General features: G+C 65.6%; 19 protein-coding genes, 1 tRNA gene and 1 pseudogene. 14 read left to right on the forward strand and 7 right to left on the reverse strand.

Annotation, left to right across the window (positions count from 1 at the left end):
- Positions 1-548 precede the first annotated feature (548 nt).
- Positions 549-631: transfer RNA gene (locus AB0C34_RS28925), tRNA-Tyr, on the reverse strand.
- Between the two features lie 176 nt (positions 632-807).
- Here AB0C34_RS28925 and AB0C34_RS28930 point away from each other — a divergent pair.
- Positions 808-1,299 carry a YajQ family cyclic di-GMP-binding protein gene (locus AB0C34_RS28930; RefSeq protein ID WP_357079728.1) on the forward strand — a complete coding sequence of 164 codons (492 nt, stop codon included), beginning with the start codon at positions 808-810 and terminating at the stop codon, positions 1,297-1,299.
- A 22-nt stretch (positions 1,300-1,321) separates the two neighbouring features.
- Here the strand turns inward: AB0C34_RS28930 and htpX are convergent, their stop codons facing one another.
- The gene (htpX, locus tag AB0C34_RS28935; protein ID WP_357079731.1) at positions 1,322-2,200 is read right to left on the reverse strand and encodes a zinc metalloprotease HtpX; all 879 of its coding nucleotides are present in this window, start codon (positions 2,198-2,200) and stop codon (positions 1,322-1,324) included.
- A gap of 257 nt (positions 2,201-2,457) precedes the next feature.
- On the reverse strand, positions 2,458-3,543 hold the full coding sequence (locus AB0C34_RS28940; protein ID WP_357079733.1) for a polyprenyl synthetase family protein: 1,086 nt from the start codon (positions 3,541-3,543) through the stop codon (positions 2,458-2,460).
- Positions 3,544-3,742: 199 nt separating this feature from the next.
- On the opposite strand from AB0C34_RS28940, the gene AB0C34_RS28945 reads away from it, so the two are divergent.
- The 3 genes from AB0C34_RS28945 to AB0C34_RS28955 all read left to right on the forward strand — a co-directional run bounded on the left by AB0C34_RS28945 (position 3,743) and on the right by AB0C34_RS28955 (position 5,977).
- The gene (locus tag AB0C34_RS28945; RefSeq protein ID WP_357079736.1) at positions 3,743-5,014 is read left to right on the forward strand and encodes a geranylgeranyl reductase family protein; all 1,272 of its coding nucleotides are present in this window, start codon (positions 3,743-3,745) and stop codon (positions 5,012-5,014) included.
- Positions 5,015-5,047: 33 nt separating this feature from the next.
- The gene (locus tag AB0C34_RS28950; protein WP_357079864.1) at positions 5,048-5,461 is read left to right on the forward strand and encodes an AraC family transcriptional regulator; all 414 of its coding nucleotides are present in this window, start codon (positions 5,048-5,050) and stop codon (positions 5,459-5,461) included.
- A gap of 78 nt (positions 5,462-5,539) precedes the next feature.
- Positions 5,540-5,977, forward strand: a complete 438-nt coding sequence (locus AB0C34_RS28955) for a VOC family protein (RefSeq protein WP_357079738.1) — start codon at positions 5,540-5,542, stop codon at positions 5,975-5,977.
- Between the two features lie 70 nt (positions 5,978-6,047).
- On the opposite strand, the gene AB0C34_RS28960 is transcribed toward AB0C34_RS28955, so the two are convergent.
- Complete coding sequence (locus AB0C34_RS28960; RefSeq protein WP_357079867.1) at positions 6,048-6,554, reverse strand: DUF2505 domain-containing protein; 507 nt, start codon at positions 6,552-6,554, stop codon at positions 6,048-6,050.
- 35 nt (positions 6,555-6,589) lie between these two features.
- On the opposite strand from AB0C34_RS28960, the gene AB0C34_RS28965 reads away from it, so the two are divergent.
- The 4 genes from AB0C34_RS28965 to AB0C34_RS28980 all read left to right on the forward strand — a co-directional run bounded on the left by AB0C34_RS28965 (position 6,590) and on the right by AB0C34_RS28980 (position 13,360).
- The gene (locus tag AB0C34_RS28965; RefSeq protein WP_357079741.1) at positions 6,590-7,045 is read left to right on the forward strand and encodes a DUF3592 domain-containing protein; all 456 of its coding nucleotides are present in this window, start codon (positions 6,590-6,592) and stop codon (positions 7,043-7,045) included.
- Positions 7,046-7,128: 83 nt separating this feature from the next.
- The gene (locus AB0C34_RS28970; RefSeq protein ID WP_357079744.1) at positions 7,129-8,271 is read left to right on the forward strand and encodes a glycosyltransferase family 1 protein; all 1,143 of its coding nucleotides are present in this window, start codon (positions 7,129-7,131) and stop codon (positions 8,269-8,271) included.
- A gap of 82 nt (positions 8,272-8,353) precedes the next feature.
- Positions 8,354-9,058, forward strand: coding sequence for a demethylmenaquinone methyltransferase (locus tag AB0C34_RS28975; protein ID WP_357079747.1), 705 nt, complete (start codon positions 8,354-8,356; stop codon positions 9,056-9,058).
- Positions 9,059-9,172: 114 nt separating this feature from the next.
- A complete protein-coding gene (locus AB0C34_RS28980) occupies positions 9,173-13,360 on the forward strand; it encodes a bifunctional nitrate reductase/sulfite reductase flavoprotein subunit alpha (RefSeq protein WP_357079750.1) in 4,188 nt (1,395 codons plus the stop codon).
- A 73-nt stretch (positions 13,361-13,433) separates the two neighbouring features.
- Here AB0C34_RS28980 and AB0C34_RS28985 read toward each other — a convergent pair whose 3' ends face one another.
- The gene (locus AB0C34_RS28985; RefSeq protein ID WP_357079753.1) at positions 13,434-14,468 is read right to left on the reverse strand and encodes an aldo/keto reductase; all 1,035 of its coding nucleotides are present in this window, start codon (positions 14,466-14,468) and stop codon (positions 13,434-13,436) included.
- A gap of 82 nt (positions 14,469-14,550) precedes the next feature.
- On the opposite strand from AB0C34_RS28985, the gene AB0C34_RS28990 reads away from it, so the two are divergent.
- Positions 14,551-15,243: a TetR/AcrR family transcriptional regulator gene (locus AB0C34_RS28990; protein WP_357079756.1), complete on the forward strand. Its 693-nt coding sequence runs from the start codon at positions 14,551-14,553 to the stop codon at positions 15,241-15,243.
- 38 nt (positions 15,244-15,281) lie between these two features.
- On the opposite strand, the gene AB0C34_RS28995 is transcribed toward AB0C34_RS28990, so the two are convergent.
- The gene (locus AB0C34_RS28995) at positions 15,282-15,638 is read right to left on the reverse strand and encodes a TIGR03086 family metal-binding protein (RefSeq protein WP_357079759.1); all 357 of its coding nucleotides are present in this window, start codon (positions 15,636-15,638) and stop codon (positions 15,282-15,284) included.
- Positions 15,635-15,859: a maleylpyruvate isomerase N-terminal domain-containing protein gene (locus AB0C34_RS29000; RefSeq protein WP_357079762.1), complete on the reverse strand. Its 225-nt coding sequence runs from the start codon at positions 15,857-15,859 to the stop codon at positions 15,635-15,637. The genes AB0C34_RS28995 and AB0C34_RS29000 overlap by 4 nt, the downstream gene beginning before the upstream one ends.
- Before the next feature lie 302 nt (positions 15,860-16,161).
- Between AB0C34_RS29000 and AB0C34_RS29005 the strand changes: the two are divergent.
- From AB0C34_RS29005 to AB0C34_RS29025, 5 genes and pseudogenes are all read left to right on the forward strand, one after another.
- Positions 16,162-16,491: pseudogene (locus AB0C34_RS29005) on the forward strand (Tn3 family transposase); the annotation flags it as partial.
- A gap of 618 nt (positions 16,492-17,109) precedes the next feature.
- Positions 17,110-17,337 carry a ferredoxin gene (locus AB0C34_RS29010; RefSeq protein ID WP_357079765.1) on the forward strand — a complete coding sequence of 76 codons (228 nt, stop codon included), beginning with the start codon at positions 17,110-17,112 and terminating at the stop codon, positions 17,335-17,337.
- 260 nt (positions 17,338-17,597) lie between these two features.
- Positions 17,598-18,536, forward strand: coding sequence for a cytochrome P450 (locus AB0C34_RS29015; RefSeq protein ID WP_357079768.1), 939 nt, complete (start codon positions 17,598-17,600; stop codon positions 18,534-18,536).
- A 132-nt stretch (positions 18,537-18,668) separates the two neighbouring features.
- Positions 18,669-18,824, forward strand: a complete 156-nt coding sequence (locus AB0C34_RS29020) for a hypothetical protein (RefSeq protein WP_357079771.1) — start codon at positions 18,669-18,671, stop codon at positions 18,822-18,824.
- Between the two features lie 268 nt (positions 18,825-19,092).
- Positions 19,093-19,941 carry a mycofactocin-coupled SDR family oxidoreductase gene (locus AB0C34_RS29025; protein WP_357079774.1) on the forward strand — a complete coding sequence of 283 codons (849 nt, stop codon included), beginning with the start codon at positions 19,093-19,095 and terminating at the stop codon, positions 19,939-19,941.
- Positions 19,942-20,032 lie beyond the last annotated feature (91 nt).

Here is a 20,032-nt window from a genome sequence, read left to right on the forward strand (position 1 = left end):
GGTTCGCGGCCCCTTTGGGGCTCGCGTCCGAGTGACCGCTGCTCGCGACTGCGTCACATGCGCGGCGGTCACTCGGACGCGAGCCGGGCCGCGAACGCGCTCGCAAGACTCGCGCCGTGTGGGTTGCAAGGGTGCAATCGGCGAGGTTCGCGGTGTGTGCCCGTGGTGAGACTCACGGTGCGCGGGTTGGTGAGACTCGCGGAACGCGCGCGATGTGAGGTTTGTGGTGTGCGGGCGTTGTGAGGCTTTGCCGTTAGGAGGCACTCGGCCCAGCAGGGGGGCGATCATCCGCGCAACTGGTAACCCGCCGCCGCGACCAGTGCCGTCGCAAACGTATACCCGATGACCACCGCGAGGGCGAGCTGCACGAGCGGGACGACCTGCACGGATGCGAATCGTGTGGTTACCTCCGCTACCAACTCGACCAGCGGAGTGGGTCCGGGGGACGAAGCCCCGCCGGGCGGGGCGTGGGGGTCGCATCCCACAAGAAATGACGAAGTGAGCCCTGTACGCGCTTTCTGCGTACAGGGCTCACCCAGTGAACGGAGTGGCAGGTGTAGGATTCGAACCTACGTAGGCTCACGCCGACAGATTTACAGTCTGCTCCCATTGGCCGCTCGGGCAACCTGCCTTTTGCGCTTCGTTCTGCGCGCTGAGCAGAATACATCGAACTGGCACCCTAAATGCAAACCGGCTGGCTATCGGCCATGCCGGACGACTAACCTCAGCTCTCCGGGTAGAACTTGGCGATGGCCGGAAGCATCCGGTTGTGGTGACCCGTTCGGACCGTCAGGACAGGAGCGCAGCGTGGCTGATTCGTCTTTCGATGTTGTGAGCAAGGTTGACCGACAGGAGGTCGACAACGCCCTGCATCAGGCGGAGAAGGAGCTGAACACCCGCTATGACTTCCGTGGCACCGGTGCCACGATCGAATGGTCCGGTGAGGACAAGATCGTGCTCACCGCCGAGGCGGAGGAACGCGTGAAGGCCGCGCTGGAGGTGTTCAAAGAGAAGTTGATTCGCCGCGACATCTCGCTGAAGGCGTTCGACGCGGGCGATCCCGCCGCGTCCGGCAAGGTGTACAAGATCACCGGTTCGCTGGTACAGGGGATCGATACCGAGCATGCGAAGAAGATCTCCAAGAAGATCCGCGACGAAGGCCCCAAGGGTGTCAAGGCGCAGATCCAAGGCGACGAACTGCGGGTGAGCAGTAAGAAGCGCGACGATTTGCAGGCCATCATCGCACTGCTGAAGGGCGAGGATTTCGGTATCGCTCTCCAGTTCGTCAACTACCGCTGACCGCCGAGCCCGCAGGTTTCACCTAGCGGCGCGGACCACCCACCATTTCCTCGAGGCGGGTGATGCGCTCGGCCATCGGTGGGTGCGTGGAAAACCACCGCGCCGCCCGCTCACCCGGGCGAAACGGGTTGGCGATCATCAGGTGCGACTGCGCGGTCAACTGCGGCTGCGGCGGCAAGGGTGCGGCCTGCACGCCGCGCTCCAGTTTGCGCAGGGCGGAGGCGAGGGCCAGCGGGTCGCCGGTGAGCTCGGCGCCGGACCGGTCGGCCTGATATTCACGCGAGCGGGAGACGGCCAGTTTGATCAGAGTCGCGGCGATCGGGCCGAGCAGCGATACCAGGAGCACGCCCAGGATGTTCGGACTTTCACCGTTGCGGTTGCCGCCGAACATGGACGCGAAGAAGGCCAGATTGGCCAGACCGGAGATGACGGCCGCGAGCGCACCCGCGATCGAGGAGATCAGGATGTCGCGGTTGTAGACATGCGAGAGCTCATGGCCGAGTACGGCGCGCAATTCTCGCTCGTCCAGGATCTGCAGAATGCCGCTGGTCACGCATACCGCGGCGTGGCGCGGGCTGCGACCGGTGGCGAACGCGTTGGGCGCGTTGGTCGGGCTGATGTACAGCCGCGGCATCGGCTGCCGCGCGGTGGTGGCCAGTTCGCGCACGATTCGGTAGATCATCGGCGCCTCCAGCTCGCTGACCGGCTGTGCGTGCATCGCCTTCAACGCGATTTTGTCGCTGTTGAAGTACGCGTACGCGTTCATCCCCACAGCCAGCAGGATCGCGATGATCAGAATCGTCGGGCTGCGGAACATCGCACCGGCGAACACGATCAACGCCGAGAGCCCCACCATCAGCCCGAAGGTCTTCAGTCCATTCCCCAACGCGTGCCCGTGCATGCCTATCCGCCTCTCCGCGTCTTCAGCTATACAGGTCGGCGCCGCGAGACTTGATAACAGGTCCTACGTCGGATTCCTGGTCGACTTCCGCGTGTACCCGACGAGTTACCCATGTGCTCACGAAATCAGTTGTCGCGCCGAGCCTGGTCTCGACTCTCTGTGCGCCAGCGCCTCGTCGATTGCTCTACACCAGGTCAACGATAGGAGACCGAACAAGGTTCCTGACCACAACGCTGGTTCGCTGTGAGTTTGTGCCGTTATCCGACACGTTCGATGGTGTAGCGGACCAGTTTCTCGAGCGCGGCGTTGGCCGGCCCCGCGGGCAGCGCGGACAGCGCGGCGTACGCGATATCGGCGTAGCCCTGCAGCTTGGCTTTGGCAAGCGCCATGCCGCGGGAGCGGGCAAGCAACTCGAGCGCCTCCGCGACCTCGTCGTCGGTCTGCAGCGGGTGGGCGAGTAGTTTGCGCAGGCGTTCGCCCTCGGCGCCCTCGTCGCGCAGCGCGTACAACACCGGCAGGGTGTGCACGCCCTCGCGCAGGTCGGTGCCTGGGGTCTTGCCGGACTGCTCGGAGGCCGAGGAGATGTCGATGATGTCATCGGAGATCTGGAAAGCGGTGCCGACCGCGTCACCGAGGCGGGCCAGCCGCTCGATGTGCTCGATGTCGGCTCCGGAGAAGGTGCCGCCGAACCGTCCAGCGGCGGCGATCAGCGAACCCGTCTTCTCCCAGACCACGCGCAGGTAGTGCTCTACGGGATCCTGGGATTCGCGGGCGCCCATGGTCTCACGCATTTGACCGGTGACCAGTTCGGCGAAGGTCTCGGCGATGATGCGTACCGCGTCGGGGCCGAGTGTCGAGGTGAGCCGGGAGGCGTGTGCGAACAGGTAATCCCCCGCCAGGATGGCAATGTTGTTGCCCCAGCGCGCGTTCACGCTCGACGCGCCACGGCGCATCGACGCCTCGTCCATCACGTCGTCGTGGTAGAGCGTGGCCAGGTGCACCAATTCGACCACGGTGCCCGCCGTGATCAATGCGGGATCGGTGGGGCGCGGCCCGAGCTGCCCGGTCAGGATCGTGAATAGCGGCCGGAACCGCTTGCCGCCCGCTTTGGCCAGGTGTAGGGCAGCTTCCTGCAGGAACTCCTCGCCATCGGACAGTTCGTCGACCAGGAGTTTCTCGACTTTGCCCAAGCCGTCGCGCACTGTCGCGGCAAGCTCGATGTCACCTAGATCGACCCCGGCCACCACCGTGCTCACGTCGCTCCCGACTCCGGCTCGCTGATGCTCGCCCCCGTCGTACCTGCCGCGCGCTGTGTTCATGATTCGCTCGCTTCGCTCGCTCATGGCCGATGTGCTCATTTCTTCTCCCAGCGATGCGTCCGACCCCACGGTAGAGAACCTAGCGTGTCCCCGTCCGATGGCCCATGAACACCGTCACTCTGCGGGCGATCCGACAATTCCACGCAGCGTTGTTCGCGATCGCCGATGACTCGGGTGCGACCGCCGTCGACACCGCCGAGACTGCCCTGCGAGTATTGAGCCCATGGGTTCACCGGAAGTCACTCCCACAGGCGGCAACCGGGGCGCGTTGCCCACCCGGGCCGAGGTGCTGGTCATCGGTGCCGGCCCGGCCGGTTCGGCCTCGGCGGCCTGGGCCGCTCGAGCGGGTCGGGACGTACTGCTCATCGACTCCGCCGTCTTCCCGAGGGACAAGACCTGTGGTGACGGCCTGACCCCGCGCGCGACCGCCGAATTGGAGCATCTCGACCTGGGCGACTGGGTGCGCGCGCACACCGTCAACCACGGCCTTCGGATGACCGGTTTCGGCCGCGAGGCCCTGCTGCGTTGGCCGAGCGGTTCCTTTCCGACGTACGGAAGTGCCATTCCGCGAACCGAACTCGATGACAAGCTACGCGAGACTGCGGTGAAGTCCGGCGCACGGATGCTCGACGGGACAAAGGTGGTCGATGTCACCCGCGCGGACGACCGGGTCACCGGGGTGACGGTACGCACGGCCGACGGCGCGCGAACGATCGCGTGCCGCACGTTGGTGGTCGCCGATGGCGTGCGCTCATCGGTCGGACGGCTACTCGGCCGGACGTGGCACCGGCAGTACGCCTACGGCACCGCGGCCAGGGCCTACATCAGGTCCGGCCGCAGCGACGACCCGTGGATCAGTTCGCATCTGGAATTACGCGACGCCGCCGGCGAACTGGTTCCCGGATACGGCTGGGTCTTTCCACTCGGCAACGGCGAGGTCAATATTGGTGTCGGGTCCCTGGCGACAGAGCAGCGACCGTCGCACATCGCGCTGAAACCGCTGCTCGAGCACTACACCTCGCTGCGCCGAGCGGAGTGGGACTTCGAAGGCCCGCTGCGTGCGGTGGCGTCGGCGCTGCTGCCCATGGGCGGCGCGGTGTCGCATGTCGCCGGACGCAACTGGGTGCTGGTCGGCGACGCGGCGGGCTGCGTGAACCCGCTCAACGGTGAAGGTATCGATTACGGCCTCGAAGGTGGCCATATGCTGGCCGAACTGCTGGACGAGCCGGATTTCACGAGCATCTGGCCGCAGCTGCTGCGGGCGCGCTACGGTCGCACCTTCTCCGTCGCCCGCAGAATCGCGGGCCTGGCCACTCACCCCCGGGTGGTTCCGCTAGCCGGTCCCCCCGTGATGCGCTCGAAGTATCTGCAACGTACGGCGGTGCGCGTGATGGGCAACCTCGTCACCGACGAGGACGTGGACCTGACCGCACGGGCTTGGCGCACCGCGGGACGCGGGTCCATGCGCTTCGACGAACTGCAGCCATTCACGTAGGAGGTTGCGGTGGGTGTGACGGACGGACAATGGATGGCGGGTCGACCGACGCTGTCTCTGCTTCCACACCTGCGCCGCGCCAAGGACCTCGCCGACCGCCATTACGCGCAACCACTGAACCTGACCGAGCTGGCGGCGGCCGCCGGCGTGTCCAAATACCACTTCCTGCGCGCCTTCGCCGCGGTTTACGGATCGACTCCCGCCGCGTATCTGGCCGAGCGACGCATCGAGCGCGCACAGGATCTGCTGCGGGCGACCAACCTGACTGTCACCGAAGTGTGCATGGTGGTCGGATACAGCAGCCTCGGCTCGTTCAGCAGCAAGTTTCGCCAGCTTGTCGGGGTCACTCCCTCGCAGTACCAGGCGAAGTTCGCCGACGGCGCCCCTCGGATTCCCGGCTGCTTCGTGTTCATGCACGGATTGTCGGATCGCAAGCGTCCCATTTGACCAGCACCGCCCCGCCTGAGGCATAACACCGCAATTTCGGAGAAGCCTGCGCTTCGGCGCCCGCCCTAGCCTGGTCGCATGACGACAATTACGAATGTCTCCCTGGTCACGGTGTATGTCACGGATCAGGACGCAGCCAAGCAGTGGTATCTCGACAAGCTCGGATTCGTCGAGACCGCCGATGTCATGATGGGCGACAACGGCTTCCGTTGGGTCACCGTCGCGCATCCCGCGCACCCGGAGTTGGAGATCACGCTGATGCTCCCCGGCCCGCCGTTGGACGAGAACTACGCCGACGCGGTTCGGCGCGCGCTGGCCAGCGGCACGCACGGCTCACTCGGCCTGCGGACCGAGAACTGCCAGAAAACCTTCGAGGAACTCACCGCCAAAGGGGTGGAGTTCATCCAGCCGCCCGCCGATCGGCCCTACGGGATCGAGGCGATCATCCGGGACAACTCCGGGAACTGGCTGGTGTTGGTGGAGCCGAAGGAGTTCTCCCCGGGAGACTTCGCCTGATCCGCGCGCCAGGTATCCGCGACGGGTTCGCCCACCGGGCCGTTGCGGGCGACTGGTGCGTCTCGGGCGCTCAGGCGTCGGGCCGAGTATCCAACCACTCCTCGATGGAGTGGCACTCGCCCGCCAGCACCCTCCGGTGCAGCTTCTCGGCGAGCGGCTCTATGGCTTTACCTACCAGAGCAACCTTGACCCGCACGCTGCCGATCACCTCGATCTCGGAACCTTCTGCGGTGGGATGCATCTCGTAGGTCCCGGACATCTCGGTTTTGATTCCGCCGGTGGCGATCTCGAAGGTGCCCTTGGCCACGGCGCCGTCGAGCGGCTGCCAGTTGTCGACGCGGGAGAAGGTCAGTTCGCTCGTGAGCACCTTGCGCACGAGGCCCGGAATCTTGTCGTCCGGGGCCTTTTCGGTCATGTGGATGCGAATGGAGTCGGCGCCGTCGGGATGCGACAGATCGAGGGTCGCCGTCTCGGCCACCGCGAAGCGCGTCTGCCAAGCGTCGTCGGTGGTGATTGCCCGGTGGAGATCTTCGACCGGGACGGCATAAGGCACGGTGAAGTGGAATTTTCGGGACATGGCCGCCACCGTAGTCGAGCCGGTAGCCTGTGGCGGTGTCGGAAACCAGCGAGTCCACGCGGCGGTCGATCCGTCTGCGGCGGGCCAGGATCGGGGTGCTGACCGCGGCGACGGTGATCAGCGTGCTCGTCGGACTGCTGGTGCTGGCCGCGTGGCGCAACGACTATCTGATCAGTTCCGACAAAGGCAGCACCACCGCCGAGGTGCTGTCGGCGGGCCGGCTGCGCTCGGCGGTCATGTACGTCACACCCGACGGCGAGACACATAACCCCAAGGTCGGCGTCTTGTATCCGACCAACCTCACCGCGGGTGAGCGCATCCGGGTGGAGTACAACCGCGCTGATCCCGACCTGGTGCGGGTGGAAGGCCGCGACATGCGCGTCGCGGTCCCGCCGGCCCTGTCGGTCATCGTCGTGGTCTGGCTGCTCACACTTCCGGCGCTGTGGCTGCTCACCCGCGCGTACAAACGCAGACTCGTGCCGGCGGTCTGACCTCCCCGACAGTTCGCCGGAACTTTCCGCGCTCTTCACACCGGTGTGACGGCCTGGCACATTGTGCAGGTCAGGCTGGGCGGGTGCGTGTAGCGATCGTTGCGGAGTCGTTTCTGCCGAACATGAACGGCGTCGCCAATTCGGTGCTGCGGGTGCTCGAGCACCTGGACCGGCACGGGCACGACGCGATGGTCATCGCGCCGGACACGCCGCGCGGACTCCGCCCTGCCCTGCGCGGACACGGACGCTTCCCGGTGTACCGGGTGCCCGCGGTGAACGTGCCGAAGATCAGCTCGTTGCCGGTCGGGCTGCCGGAGCCGGGCATCATCTCGGCCATCGCCCACTTCGACGCCGACGTGGTGCACCTGGCTTCGCCGTTCCTACTCGGCGCCGGCGGTCTCGGCGCGGCGCTGCGCTTGGACCTGCCGACGGTGGCGGTCTACCAGACCGATGTCGCTGGGTTCGCCAAAAGCTACGGGCTGGGGCTGGCGAGCCGCGCGGCGTGGAGGTGGACTCGGCGCATCCACGAGGGCGCCACCCGCACCCTCGCACCGTCCCGGGCCGCGGCCGAGGACCTGGCCGGGCACGGCATCCCCCGCGTGCACCGATGGGGCCGCGGTGTGGACATCGCGCGCTTCACACCATCGGCCAGGTCCGCGGCGCTGCGCGAGGCCTGGCGGCGCGGGCCGGCGAAGTTGCTGGTCGGCTTCGTGGGGCGGCTCGCGCCGGAGAAGCATGTCGAACGACTGGCGGTGCTCGCCGCCGATCCCGACATCCAGTTGGTGATCGTCGGCGACGGGCCGGAGCGCCGCCGACTGACCCGTCTGATGCCGAACGCCGTATTCACCGGCGAGCTCGGCGGTGCCGACTTGGCCAGGGCGTACGCGAGCTTGGACGTGATGGTGCACGCGGGTGAGCACGAGACGTTCTGCCAGGGCGTGCAGGAAGCGCTGGCCTCGGGCGTTCCGGTGATCGGCCCCGACGCGGGCGGGCCGCGCGACCTGATCGCGCACTGCCGAAACGGCTACCTCCTGCCTGTCGACCGATTCTGCGAGCTGCTGCCGAGCGCCGTCGCGGCGTTGCATGATCCGGCCCTGCGCACCAAATTCGCGGGGGCTGCGCGGAAGTCGGTGCTGTCGCGGACCTGGCCCGCCGTCTGCACCGAGTTGGTGGGGCACTACGCCGAGGTGACCGGGGCACGGATTCGGTTGCCGCATACAGCCTGAACACCGCTCGTCTCGCGGTCGCGCGGCCACAATCGTCGTGCCACGCTGAATACGTCCCGGCGAGCAAGTTAGTGTCAGTGGCGTGGCGAAAACGCAATCGTATCGGGCTTCGCTGGACAAGCAGCCGCACGAGGTCGCGTCGATGTTCGACGGTGTCGCACGGCGATACGACCTGACCAATATCATCATCTCCGGCGGTCAGGATCGCTACTGGCGTCGGGCGACCCGCAAGGCGCTCGCGCCACGGCCGGGTGAGCGTCTGCTCGACCTGGCCGCCGGCACCGGTGTGTCCACGCTGGAGTTACAGAAGTCCGGCGCGTGGTGCCTGGCCGCCGACTTCTCGCAGGGCATGTTGGCCGCCGGGCAGTTCCGCAGGGTGCCGATGGTAGCGGCCGACGCGACGGCGCTGCCGTTCGCGGACGACTCGTTCGACGCGGTGACCATCTCCTACGGGCTGCGCAATATCGTCGACGCCGATCTCGCGCTGCGCGAGATGCTGCGCGTCACCAAGCCCGGCGGCAGGCTGGTGGTGTCCGAGTTCTCCACCCCTACCTTCCCGGTGTTACGCACGCTCTACATGGAATACCTGATGAAGGCACTGCCCGCGGTAGCGCGCACCGTGAGCAGCAATCCAGACGCATACGTCTACCTGGCCGAATCCGTCCGGGCCTGGCCGAATCAGCGCCAACTCGCGATGCGGATCGCGGCCACCGGGTGGGCGTCGGTGCAGTGGCGTAACCTCACCGGCGGCATCGTGGCCCTGCATCGGGCATACAAACTCGGCTGAGCCGGAGACCCTCGTCACACCTCACCAACGAATGGTGCGGCGGTGCGGCGGAATGTCACCTGCCGCTAACGCGCGGTAAATTCCGCGCAATCGGCGGTCAGCATGATCGGAGGTATGTCCGACGCACTGACCAGCCGCAGCGGCGGCACCGCCCGTACGGCGTGCTCGTACTGCGGCGTCGGCTGCGGAATCACGGTGCAGACCGCCCCCGGCGACGCGGGTAACCCGGTAATCGCCAAGGTCGCCGGCGACAAACTACACCCGGCCAACGCCGGCAAGCTGTGCACCAAGGGTGCGACGCACGCCGAGTTGATGCGCAGCACCGGACGCATGCAGACCGCTTACCGGCGTTCCGAGCGTGGCCAGGTCCCGGTGCCGTTTCCGGTCGACGACGCGGTGCACGAGGCGGCGACCCGGCTCCGGGCGATCCTGGACGAGCACGGTCCGGACGCGATCGCGCTGTATGTCTCCGGGCAGATGTCACTGGAGGCGCAGTACCTCGCGACCAAGCTGGCCAAGGGGTACCTGCGGACGGTGCACCTCGAGGCGAACTCCAGGTTGTGCATGGCCAGCGCGGGGACCGGGTACAAGCAGTCGCTCGGCGCGGACGGGCCGCCCGGTTCTTATGACGACTTCGAGCACGCGGACCTGTTCTTCGTGATCGGCGCGAACATGGCCGACTGTCATCCCATCCTGTTCCTGCGGATGGCCGAACGGCTCGCGGTGGGGGCGAAGTTGATCGTGGTCGACCCGCGCCGCACCGAGACCGCCGTCCGAGCCGACCTCTTCCTCCAGATCGCGCCGGGCACGGATCTCGCCTTGCTCAACGGACTGCTGCACCTGCTGGTCACGAATGGCGACATCGATGCGGGGTTCATCTCCGAGCACACCGAAGGCTGGGAAGCGATGCCGGAGTTCCTCGCCGACTATCCGCCACAGCGGGTCGCCGAGATCACCGGACTCGTTGAAGCCGACATCCGCACCGCCGCACGGTGGATCGGCGAGGCCGGCGAGTGGATGTCGCTGTGGACGATGGGACTCAATCAATCCACGCACGGCACCTGGAACACCAACGCACTGTGCAACTTGCACCTGGCCACCGGCGCCATCTGTCGCCCCGGCAGCGGCCCGTTCTCACTCACCGGGCAGCCGAATGCCATGGGCGGACGCGAAATGGGTTACATGGGGCCGGGACTGCCCGGCCAGCGCAGCCTCCTGTCCCCCACCGACCGTGAATTCGTCGAGACCGCATGGGGCCTCGAACCCGGGACACTGCGCACCGAAGCCGGGCCGGGAACGATCGACATGTTCCGCGCGATGACGACGGGAGAGATCCGGGCGGCCTGGATTATCTGCACCAATCCCGTTGCCACCGTGCCGAATCGACGACAGGTGATCGCGGGCCTGGAGGAAGCCGAACTGGTGATCGTCCAGGACGCCTATACCGATACCGCGACCAACGCCTACGCCGACCTGCTGCTGCCCGCCACATTGTGGGCGGAATCCGATGCGATCATGGTGAATTCGGAACGCAATCTGACCCTGTTGCAAAAGTCGGTCCCGCCGATCGGCGCCGCGCGGCCGGATTGGCGACTGATCGCCGACATCGCTGCCGCCATGGGGTTCCCTGGTTTCCACTTCGGCTCCAGTGCGGAAGTGTTCGCCGAGATAAAACAATTCGCGAATCCCGCGACCGGCTACGACTTGCGCGGCGTGAGTTACGCAGCGCTGCGTGCGGGACCGATGCAGTGGCCGTGCGCGGAGCCCGGACACAGGCGCAATCCGATCAGATACCGCAACGACGGTGTCAGCCAAAAGCTTTTCCTCGACGCGAACGGGCATCGGCCTCGGCTCGCGTTCGCCACGCCGACACGTCGCGCGGTGTTCTGGCCGCGTCCGCACCTGCTTCCGGAGGAGATGCCGGACGACGACTACCCGTTCCTGCTCAACACCGGTCGCCTACAGCATCAGTGGCACACGATGACCAAGACCGGAAAGATCGATAAGCTGAGCAGACTGACCGGCGCCCCGTTCGTCGAGGTGCATCCCGCCGATGCCGAACGACTCGGTCTGCGCGCGGGCGATCAGCTCGAGATCGCTTCGCGCCGCGGTCGGGCTGTGTTGCCCGTGGAGGTGAGTGACCGAGTTCGTCCGGGCGATTGCTTCGCCCCATTCCATTGGAACGACGAGCAGGGCGAGTACCTGACCATCAACGCGGTCACCAATGACGCGGTCGACCCGGCGTCACTCCAGCCCGAGTTCAAGGCATGCGCCGTGGCTTTGCGGCGGGTCGCGACCATGCCCGACACCCCGGCCACGCTTGCGCACGCGTCCTCAGCGCACCCGTTGGCCGCCGTGCTCGGACTCGACAGCGCCACACCGCCCACGCTGAGCGAGACCGAACGCGTCTACCTGAGCGGGTATCTCGCCGCACTACAGTCGATTACGGTGTCCGGCCAGCCGGTGGTTCCGGAATCGGCGCCGATTTCCGCGCGCAGCAAGGTGTGGATCGATGGGCTGCTTGCCGGAATATATTCGCGCGCAGCAGTGCCGACGACTGCGGTGAATGACGCGCAGGAGCATGCGATCACCGTGTTGTGGGCGTCGCAGACCGGCACCGCGGAGGAATTCGCCGCGCGGGCAGCGGCGCGCCTTGCCGAAGGGGGCTTTCACCCCAGGTTGCTCGACCTGGACTCCTGCGAGCTGAGCGCGGTGACCGGTGACGTGCTGGTGATCAGCAGCACCTTCGGCGACGGAGGTCCGCCGGACAACGGAGCCGATTTCTGGAATCGGCTGGCCGCCGCCGCGATCCGGTTGACCGGTGTGCGATACGCGGTGTTCGCCTTCGGCGACTCCGCGTTCGACGACTTCTGCGGGTATGGTCGCAAACTCGACGAGAAGCTGGCCGAACTCGGCGCGACGCGGCTGCTACCGCGCGTCGACAACGAACCGGACTATGCGGACGCGGCGGCGGACTGGCTCGAAGACGTCCTCGTCGCGTTCGGCGACAGTCACGCCGATGAGCGGGGCGACTCCCCCGCCGATCCCCCTGTGCGGACCGGAAACGGTGCCGGGCGCACGGCGAGCCGCAGCGCAGTGACCACTGAGCAGTCGCCTGCCGCCGACCCGATGCTCGACCACACCCGGATCAGGTCCACGCCGTTCACCCGCGCTGCGCCGCTGCGCGCTGCGCTGATACGCAACCAACTGTTGTCCGAGCAGAGCTCGCCGAAAGAGGTGCGCCAGTTCGGGTTCGACCTGAACGGGCTCGATGTCGGATACCAGGTGGGCGATTCGCTGGGCATCTGGCCGGTGAACAGCTCGTCGCTCGTCGCGGAGTGGCTGTCGGCCACCGGGCTCGACGGCCGCCGCATCATCGAGGTCGACCACCACGAATTGCCACTCGCCGAGGCGCTGCACGCGCACTACGACATCACCAAGGTGAGTCATGACTTGCTCGGGTTCCTCGCCGAGCGCAACCACAGCAACCAGCTCGCCAAACTGCTGCGCAAAGACAACCGGAACGAGCTGGAGAACTACCTGTGGGACCGCCAGGCCGTCGACGTGCTGCGGGACTTCCCGGTGCGCGCGGACCTGGTCGAGTGGCTCGGTACGCTGAAGAAGCTACAGCCGCGCACCTATTCGATCTCGTCGAGCCCGCTGGTCAGCCCGGATGAGATACAACTGACCGTCAGCGTGGTGCGCTACGGTGACCCGGCGGCCATCGGGTCGGCCGCCCGGCGCGGTGGGGTGTGCTCCACGTTTCTCGCCGACCGAGTGGGCGCCGGACGCGCGGACGCGGCGGTGCCGATCTTTCTGCAGCGAGCGCCGCACTTCCGTCCACCTGCCGACCAAGGCGCGCCGATGATCATGGTAGGTCCGGGCACCGGCATCGCGCCGTTTCGCGGCTTCCTCCAGGAACGCAGGGCGTTGGGCTGTCTCGGACGTAACTGGCTGTTCTTCGGCGATCAGCACGCGGCACAGAATTTCTACTACCGCGCCGAACTGGAGGACATGTTTCGCTCAGGCTTCCTGACCCGCCTCGACCTTGCCTTTTCCCGCGACCAGCGGGAGCGGATCTACGTGCAGCACCGCATGATCGAGCACGGTGGCGAACTGTGGTCCTGGCTGCGCGACGGCGCCCACTTCTACGTCTGCGGTGATGCCGAACGCATGGCCAAGGACGTCGACGAGGCCCTGCTGCGGATCGCTCGCGTGCACGGCAAGCTCGATGAGGACGCCGCCCTCGCTTTCAAGAAGCAGCTGATCGCCGAAAAACGCTATGTTCGAGATGTCTACTGACTCGCCGCACCGACCGCGGCTCATCGCGATCGGCTGCACGGTGTCGCGATCGCGAGCGTGACACCAGATTCGCTCACACCAGGGGCGGGTTCAGGCGGGCGAAGTCGGCGAGGCGATAGTACTGGTAGTAGGGGTAGGGCGGGGTGGTGGCGCCGGCCTTGTCCAAACGCGCGATCTGGTCGGCTTCGAGTTCCCAGCCGACGGCGCCGAGGTTCTGCCGCAACTGGTCCTCGTTGCGGGCGCCGACGATGACCGTCGAGACGGTGGGGCGGCGCAGCAGCCAGTTGAGGGCGATTTGCGCAACCGTCTTCCCGGTCTCGGCGGCGAGTTCGTCCAAGACGTCGACCACGTCGTAGAGTTTCTCGTCGTCCACCGGCGGACCTGCCTCGGCGGTGTGGTGCAGCCTGCTGCCTTTCGGAAGGGCGTGGCCGCGGCGGATTCTGCCGGTGAGCCTGCCCCAGCCGAGCGGACTCCAGACGACCGCGCCGACTCCCTGATCCCGCCCGAGCGGCATGAGTTCCCACTCGTAGTCGCGCCCGACCAGCGAGTAGTAGACCTGATGCGCGACATACCTGGTCAGGCCATTCCGGTCGGCGGCAGCAAGCGATTTCATGAGTTGCCAGCCCGCGAAGTTCGACGCGCCGACGTATCGGATCTTGCCCGCGCGCACCAGGTCGTCCATAGCTGTGACGACTTCGTGCACGGGGGTTCCGGCGTCAAAGGCGTGTAACTGGAACAGGTCGATGTACTCGGTGCCCAGCCTGCGCAGCGAAGCCTCCACCGCCGTGACCAGCCTGGCCCGGCCCGACCCGGCGTCCACAGGGCCGGGACCGGTCGGCAAGGACGCCTTGGTGGACAGCAGCACCTGATCGCGCCTGCCCTTGATAGCGGCGCCGAGCACTTCTTCGGAGTTTCCGTCGGAATACACGTCGGCCGTGTCGAACATGGTGACGCCGGCCTCCAGGCTGATGTCGACCAACCTCCGCGCCTGTTCGGCGTCGGTATCGCCCCAGGCGCTGAACAATGCGCCGCGACCGCCGAAGGTGGCGGCGCCGAAGCTCAGGGCCGGGACGAGTAGACCTGATGCGCCGAGCCGCCGGTACTCCATAAGAACTCCTAAGGGGTCTATTGTCCCATTAACCATCGAGACGATACGCCCACTCGGCATTAAATGAAACTGGAGTCCCGTTATGGATCACGACGAGCCCGCACCCGGTTCGGTTCGCCCTGGCGGACGGACCGCGCGGATCCGCGCGGCAGTGCTGCGCGTCGCGGGCGATCTGCTCGCCGAACGCGGCTTCGGCGCATTGGATCTGGGCGAGGTCGCCGCCGCGGCCGAGGTGGGCAAGACCACCGTCTACCGGCGCTGGCGCACCCCGGCAGGCTTGGTCACCGACCTACTGGCGGACATGGCCGAACAATCCCTTTCGCACGTCGACACCGGCACACTGCTCGCCGATCTCACCACCAACGCCCGCCTGGTCGCCGAGACCCTGATTGCCCCTCGCCAAGGACGATTGTTTCGGGCTGTCATCGCGGCCGCTACCTGCGACGAGACCGCCGCCGCCGCGCTTCGCCGGTTCTACGACATCCGACTCACCGAATGGGCTCCCTGCATCACGGCTGCCATCCGCCGCGGCGAGGCCCCTCCCGGCACCGACGCCCGAGCCGTCCTGTCCGCCGTCGCCGGACCGCTCTACTATCGCCTGCTCGCCAGCGGCGACCCCATCGACGACACGACGATCCGCGCCGCAGCCGCAGCCGCCACATGCGCAGCACGGGCCGGGGTGTTCGTCACCGATACGGAAACGATCGCGCCCAGCAAACTCTGTGACTCGAGTTCGGTGGGTGCGCATCGATCCGGGCACCGTCCGCCGTCTTGAAACACTGTCGCGGCACCCTCGGTCGGATTCGACGCAGACTAGGCGATCCAGCCCGGATCACGCCCGGTGCGGCCCAGAATCCGGTGCAGCACAGACGCATCGGCCGGGACAGGTACCACCGGGCCGAACAGACCCGGCGCGCCTTCGGGCGGCGTATCGCGCAGGAATTCGATAAGTACCGCGAGGTCGGCAGCAGCAAAGTTGGATTGCTGACCAGTTGCCACAGCGAGGTCCCAACAGTGGATGACCAATTCGTCCAGCGCGACCACAGCCATCACCGAGGCGAGCATCGAGACGCCGCCCGCCTCGGTAACACCGTCCCATGCCGCGGGTTCGCGCCACGCGGAGACAAGACCCTTCAGTTGGGCGGGAATTCGGTCGCGCCAGTCGGTCACGAGCAGATCGGCCGGCACCGAATTCGGCGCGACGGAGCCACCGACCGCTTTTTGGTGGCAGCCTGTCGAAAAGCCTCGGTCAGGTCGACGACGTGGACAAGCAGGTCACCCACAGTGGTGTCGACGCACGGCGTCCGAACGCCGAGCTGATCGTCGGTAATGCCGCCGACGACTGCCGCTAGCGCGGTAGCGGCTGGCTCGAAATCGAATTCGGGGTTCATCGAAACTCCTGAGGGCGGTGACATCTCCGCATGGTGAGACGCGGTAGTCCGACAGAATTCATCGGTCCGAGTAGACGCGCCGTAGTGCGCGGCCGCCTCCGGGCCGGCCGTTGAGGACCTCGACGACGTCGCGGGTGCGGTAGAAGCGGCGCGGTCTTCGTGTTCGCATTGTTCGTCGATGAGGTCGCGGTATTGGCGCACGGTTTACCGTCCAGGCCAAGTAGTTTCGCGATCCCGCCGAGGGTGCGCAGGGTATCGGGATCTTCGGGCATCGGGTGCGGGTCGGGCCGCTGCTGTGCTTCCGGTGGCTGACCACCGGCGCGGTGGAAGCATCCGCGGCGGCGGTGAAGGCCGAGGTCGACAAGCTCGGGTTTCTGCGCAATCTTGGTGCGGACCGTTTGGACCTCTCGGTTCTGCCGGCGGAGCGGCGCCGGTTTCTGGCCACGATGGGGTGCCGTCTGACCGGGCAGGCGTTGGAGCGGCGTGACCCGCAGCGCAGGTATCCGACCCTGTTGACGCTGCTGGCGCAGTCGGGCACCGACGTGCTCGACGAGGTGGTGGCGCTGTTCGATCAGGCGATCTCGGCGAAGCTGAGCCAGGCCGAGAACAGGATGCGCGACGCGCTGGCCGAATGCGGCCCGCTGTTGGGTGCCTTTTCCGGGATAGGTTGCGCATGTAATCGCGGCCGATGACGCTCCGACCGGTGTCACGCGGCCCCGATCGGACTCAATAAAACTCGGGACTTGACCGCCGGAACCGGACAAGGTCATGACCGGACTCGTGTAGCCGGGTGGATCGTAGGGTATTCCCTAATACCTGTTGCGGGCTTGGGTATGTCAGCATCGCTGTGAGGCTTGCTGAGCAGCTGAAATGACGTCGACATACGGGTGGCAGGACATAGCGTTGGGAGGATGAGGTCTTAGGGCTGGACATGGCTGGTGCCGGGCCGGTCGAGATACTCGAGCCAGCGGAGGTCCGCACTGTCGCACGGTGCAGACCCGATCCATGACGTTTTCGAACAGGCGGAGCGAGGTCACACGTATGTATCGTGCGGCTTGAGCGACTGCCGTCGATTCGCATAGTTCGTGAGTCAATGCCTGTGCATATTTTCGGCAGACCCGACCATCGTGCAGTTATTTCGATCTTCTATCGGTAACAGTGGGGTATCCAAAGGTGAGGGTATTCAGGGTGTCAGCATTCGAGGAATTCATAGGTATCGAGAGTCTTTCGCGCAAGAAGCAAGGGAACTTATGAGTGACTGGGAAATCGCTGTCGATCGTGACGCGTGCCTGGGGTCGGGTTTGTGCATCGCGGCGTCGGGCGGTGCATTCGTGCTGGATGGCGACCGCTCACGGCCCGTGGCTTCACCATGTCGCGCCGGCGAAGAAATCCACTTGGCCGCCCTGGGCTGCCCAACCGAAGCCATCACGATCGTCGAGGTCGCCACCGGGCGGTCTCTGTTTCCCGAGGAGTACTGATGCCGCGTGCATTGGACGCACAGCTCATCTTTCCGTTCACCATGCAACCGGGGCTCGAGATCGAGCCCGAATATGCCCGTCTTCGAACGCATTCTCCGATTGTGCCGGTCCAACTGCCGGGGGGTACCGCATGGCTGGTGACTCGCTATGCAGATATCCGGGCGATCATGACGGACAACCGGTTCAGCCGGGCACTGGCATGTGAGCCGGGTAGGCCTCGGATGACGCCTGTGCCACCGCCGAATTCGACGATCCCCAGTATGGATCCACCGCATCACACCAGGATCCGAGGCATCGTGGCGCGGGAGTTCACTGTCCGTCGCGCGGAGCAGTTGCGTAGAGGTACGGAGAAGATTCTGGCGCAGCTGCTGGATCGAATGGAAAGCTGCGGCACGCCAGCCGATTTCATATCAGAGGTGGCCGAGCGCTTCCCGGCGTTGGTCGTTGGCGACCTACTCGGTGTCTCGGAGTCCGACCGGGATGTGTTCCGTGAGTGGGCTAGAGACCTGCTGAGCATCACTTCCGTGCAACCCGAGCAGGGTATGGCCGCGCTGATGCAGCTGGCCGACTACGTGCGCGGCATCGTCGAGCAGCGGCGGGCCCATCCCACCGACGATCTGATCGGCGCGTTGGTCCGGGCTCATGACGATCAGGGCAGGCTCACCGACGACGAGCTGGTCACCTTCGGAATCACTCTGCTGGCAGCAGATTTCGACACGACCTCCGACCAAATGGCCAATTCGCTGTACGTGCTACTCACCGAGGAAGACCAGTACGGTCGGCTCCGTGACCATCCCGAGCTGGTGCCTACTGCGGTCGAGGAACTCGTGCGCTATGTCCCGTTGGGGAGCGGAAGCGGCCTGCCGTATGTGGCGACCACCGATGTGGAATTCGGTGAAGTTACCGTGCGCAAAGACGACACCGTCGTGCTGTCGATCATTTCCGCGAATCGTGATCCGGAGGCGTTCCCCGACGCCGATCGGCTCGATCTGGAGCGAAATCCGAATCCGCACATCGGCTTCGGGCATGGGGTGCACCATTGCCTGGGCGCCCAGCTGGCCCGGATGCAGTTGCGGGTGCTGTTCACCATGTTGCCGCAGCGGTTCCCGAATCTGGCGCTCGCTACGTCGGTCGACGAAATTCCTTGGAAGCAAGGGAAGCTCACCCGCGGTCCGGAACGGCTTCCCGTCACCTGGTGATCAATGGCCCCTAGTCTTCTCCGTTCTTCGGGATTCTCCTACAGGGTCGAGGCAAAGTACGACCGTAGGGATCTAGTGCCGCACCCGGGAACCTCCCGGAACGAGCATTCCAAACGAGTGCTGGGCTGATTGGTGGCCGATCATATACGCACCGAGTTGGTCACCGACACCCTGGACATGACGGTGCCACACGCGGTGGACACGGCCGCGAGGTCGTTCTACATGCCGGCCGCGGCAGCCTATACACCGCTTCGGCTTGCCACCGTCATGGCCTGCACCAGTCGATAGGCACCATCGGAATATGCCGGGAAAACGCCGCCGCCAAATCGCTGTGGTCGGCGTTCGAATACGAGTACTACTACCGGCACGTTTCTACGCTACAAAATTGAACTTGTTGCCGCAGTTGACAAATAGATGAATCGGCACAACACCCAACGCCGTCATTCATCGATCGGGGTGATTGCCCGATCGTTTATGAACAATCACTCGCAGCGGTCCCTACACCTGCATAATCCCCTGTCCACCATTCGGGGAACCTCACGCAAAGAGAGAAACCATGAGAAGAGAGAAAACCATGAGTGGCGTAAGCGAAAAAGTTGCTGTAATCACTGGTGCCGCACGCGGGCAAGGGCGTTCACACGCGATGCGGCTGGCTGAGCAGGGGGTGGACATCGTTGCCGTGGACATCTGCGAACCGATCGCCTCGATGCCTTACCCGATGGCAACCCCTGATGAGCTCGCCGAAACAGTCTCTCTGGTTGAGCGAGCAGGTCAGCGAGCCGTCGGCGTGCAAGCCGATGTCCGAGACGGAGCTGCCTTGTCTGACAGCGTCGCGAAGGCCGTGGCAGACTTCGGCGGCAGGCTTGACATCGTGGTCGCGAATGCCGGGGTGTCGACGATTCGGCCGACCGAAGGAACGTCGAACGAGCAGATCTGGCAAGATACTGTCGACATCAACATGACGGGTGTCTGGCACACCGTCGAGGCGTGCCTTCCTCATATGCTCGAAGCCGGATACGGCGGCTCGATCATCCTCATCAGCTCGACAGCCGGCCTGAAAGGTTTGGTTGGCGCCACCGGTACCCCGGCAACTCTGGCATACACAGCCAGCAAGCACGGGGTTGTCGGACTGATGCGAGCGTACGCTGTTCGTCTAGCCAAACACTCCATCCGGGTCAACACAGTGCACCCGACCGGCGTGCGTACACCGATGGTTGAGAACCCTGATCTTTACTCCTATTACACCCAACATCCGGAGGATGCGGCCATGATGCGGAATGCGCTGCCGGTCGAGGCAGTTGACGCGCGAGACATCAGCAGTGCGGTAGTCTGGCTTGCGTCTGATGCTGCACGGTATGTCACTGGTGTGACGCTTCCGGTGGATGCGGGATTCAACGTCCTGTGACGGGAAGAGCTGGCTGGACGTACTCTCGGATTCACGGACCCAGCAATCTTCAGCCCTCCTAGTACCAAGGCCGCGCAGTTAGCCGAGTGGG

This window comes from Nocardia sp. NPDC049220 (genome assembly GCF_040647855.1).
Lineage (GTDB): Bacteria > Actinomycetota > Actinomycetes > Mycobacteriales > Mycobacteriaceae > Nocardia.

Bases quoted from the DNA above. Each gene is read 5' to 3' on its own strand.
- htpX (WP_357079731.1), bottom strand. From the start codon at position 2,200: ATGCACGGGCACGCGTTGGGGAATGGACTGAAGACCTTCGGGCTGATG.
- AB0C34_RS28940 (WP_357079733.1), bottom strand. From the start codon at position 3,543: ATGAGCGAGCGAAGCGAGCGAATCATGAACACAGCGCGCGGCAGGTAC.
- AB0C34_RS28945 (WP_357079736.1), top strand. From the start codon at position 3,743: ATGGGTTCACCGGAAGTCACTCCCACAGGCGGCAACCGGGGCGCGTTG.
- AB0C34_RS28950 (WP_357079864.1), top strand. From the start codon at position 5,048: ATGGCGGGTCGACCGACGCTGTCTCTGCTTCCACACCTGCGCCGCGCC.
- AB0C34_RS28955 (WP_357079738.1), top strand. From the start codon at position 5,540: ATGACGACAATTACGAATGTCTCCCTGGTCACGGTGTATGTCACGGAT.
- AB0C34_RS28960 (WP_357079867.1), bottom strand. From the start codon at position 6,554: ATGTCCCGAAAATTCCACTTCACCGTGCCTTATGCCGTCCCGGTCGAA.
- AB0C34_RS28980 (WP_357079750.1), top strand. From the start codon at position 9,173: ATGTCCGACGCACTGACCAGCCGCAGCGGCGGCACCGCCCGTACGGCG.
- AB0C34_RS28985 (WP_357079753.1), bottom strand. From the start codon at position 14,468: ATGGAGTACCGGCGGCTCGGCGCATCAGGTCTACTCGTCCCGGCCCTG.
- AB0C34_RS28990 (WP_357079756.1), top strand. From the start codon at position 14,551: ATGGATCACGACGAGCCCGCACCCGGTTCGGTTCGCCCTGGCGGACGG.
- AB0C34_RS29000 (WP_357079762.1), bottom strand. From the start codon at position 15,859: ATGAACCCCGAATTCGATTTCGAGCCAGCCGCTACCGCGCTAGCGGCA.
- AB0C34_RS29010 (WP_357079765.1), top strand. From the start codon at position 17,110: ATGAGTGACTGGGAAATCGCTGTCGATCGTGACGCGTGCCTGGGGTCG.
- AB0C34_RS29015 (WP_357079768.1), top strand. From the start codon at position 17,598: ATGGATCCACCGCATCACACCAGGATCCGAGGCATCGTGGCGCGGGAG.
- AB0C34_RS29025 (WP_357079774.1), top strand. From the start codon at position 19,093: ATGAGAAGAGAGAAAACCATGAGTGGCGTAAGCGAAAAAGTTGCTGTA.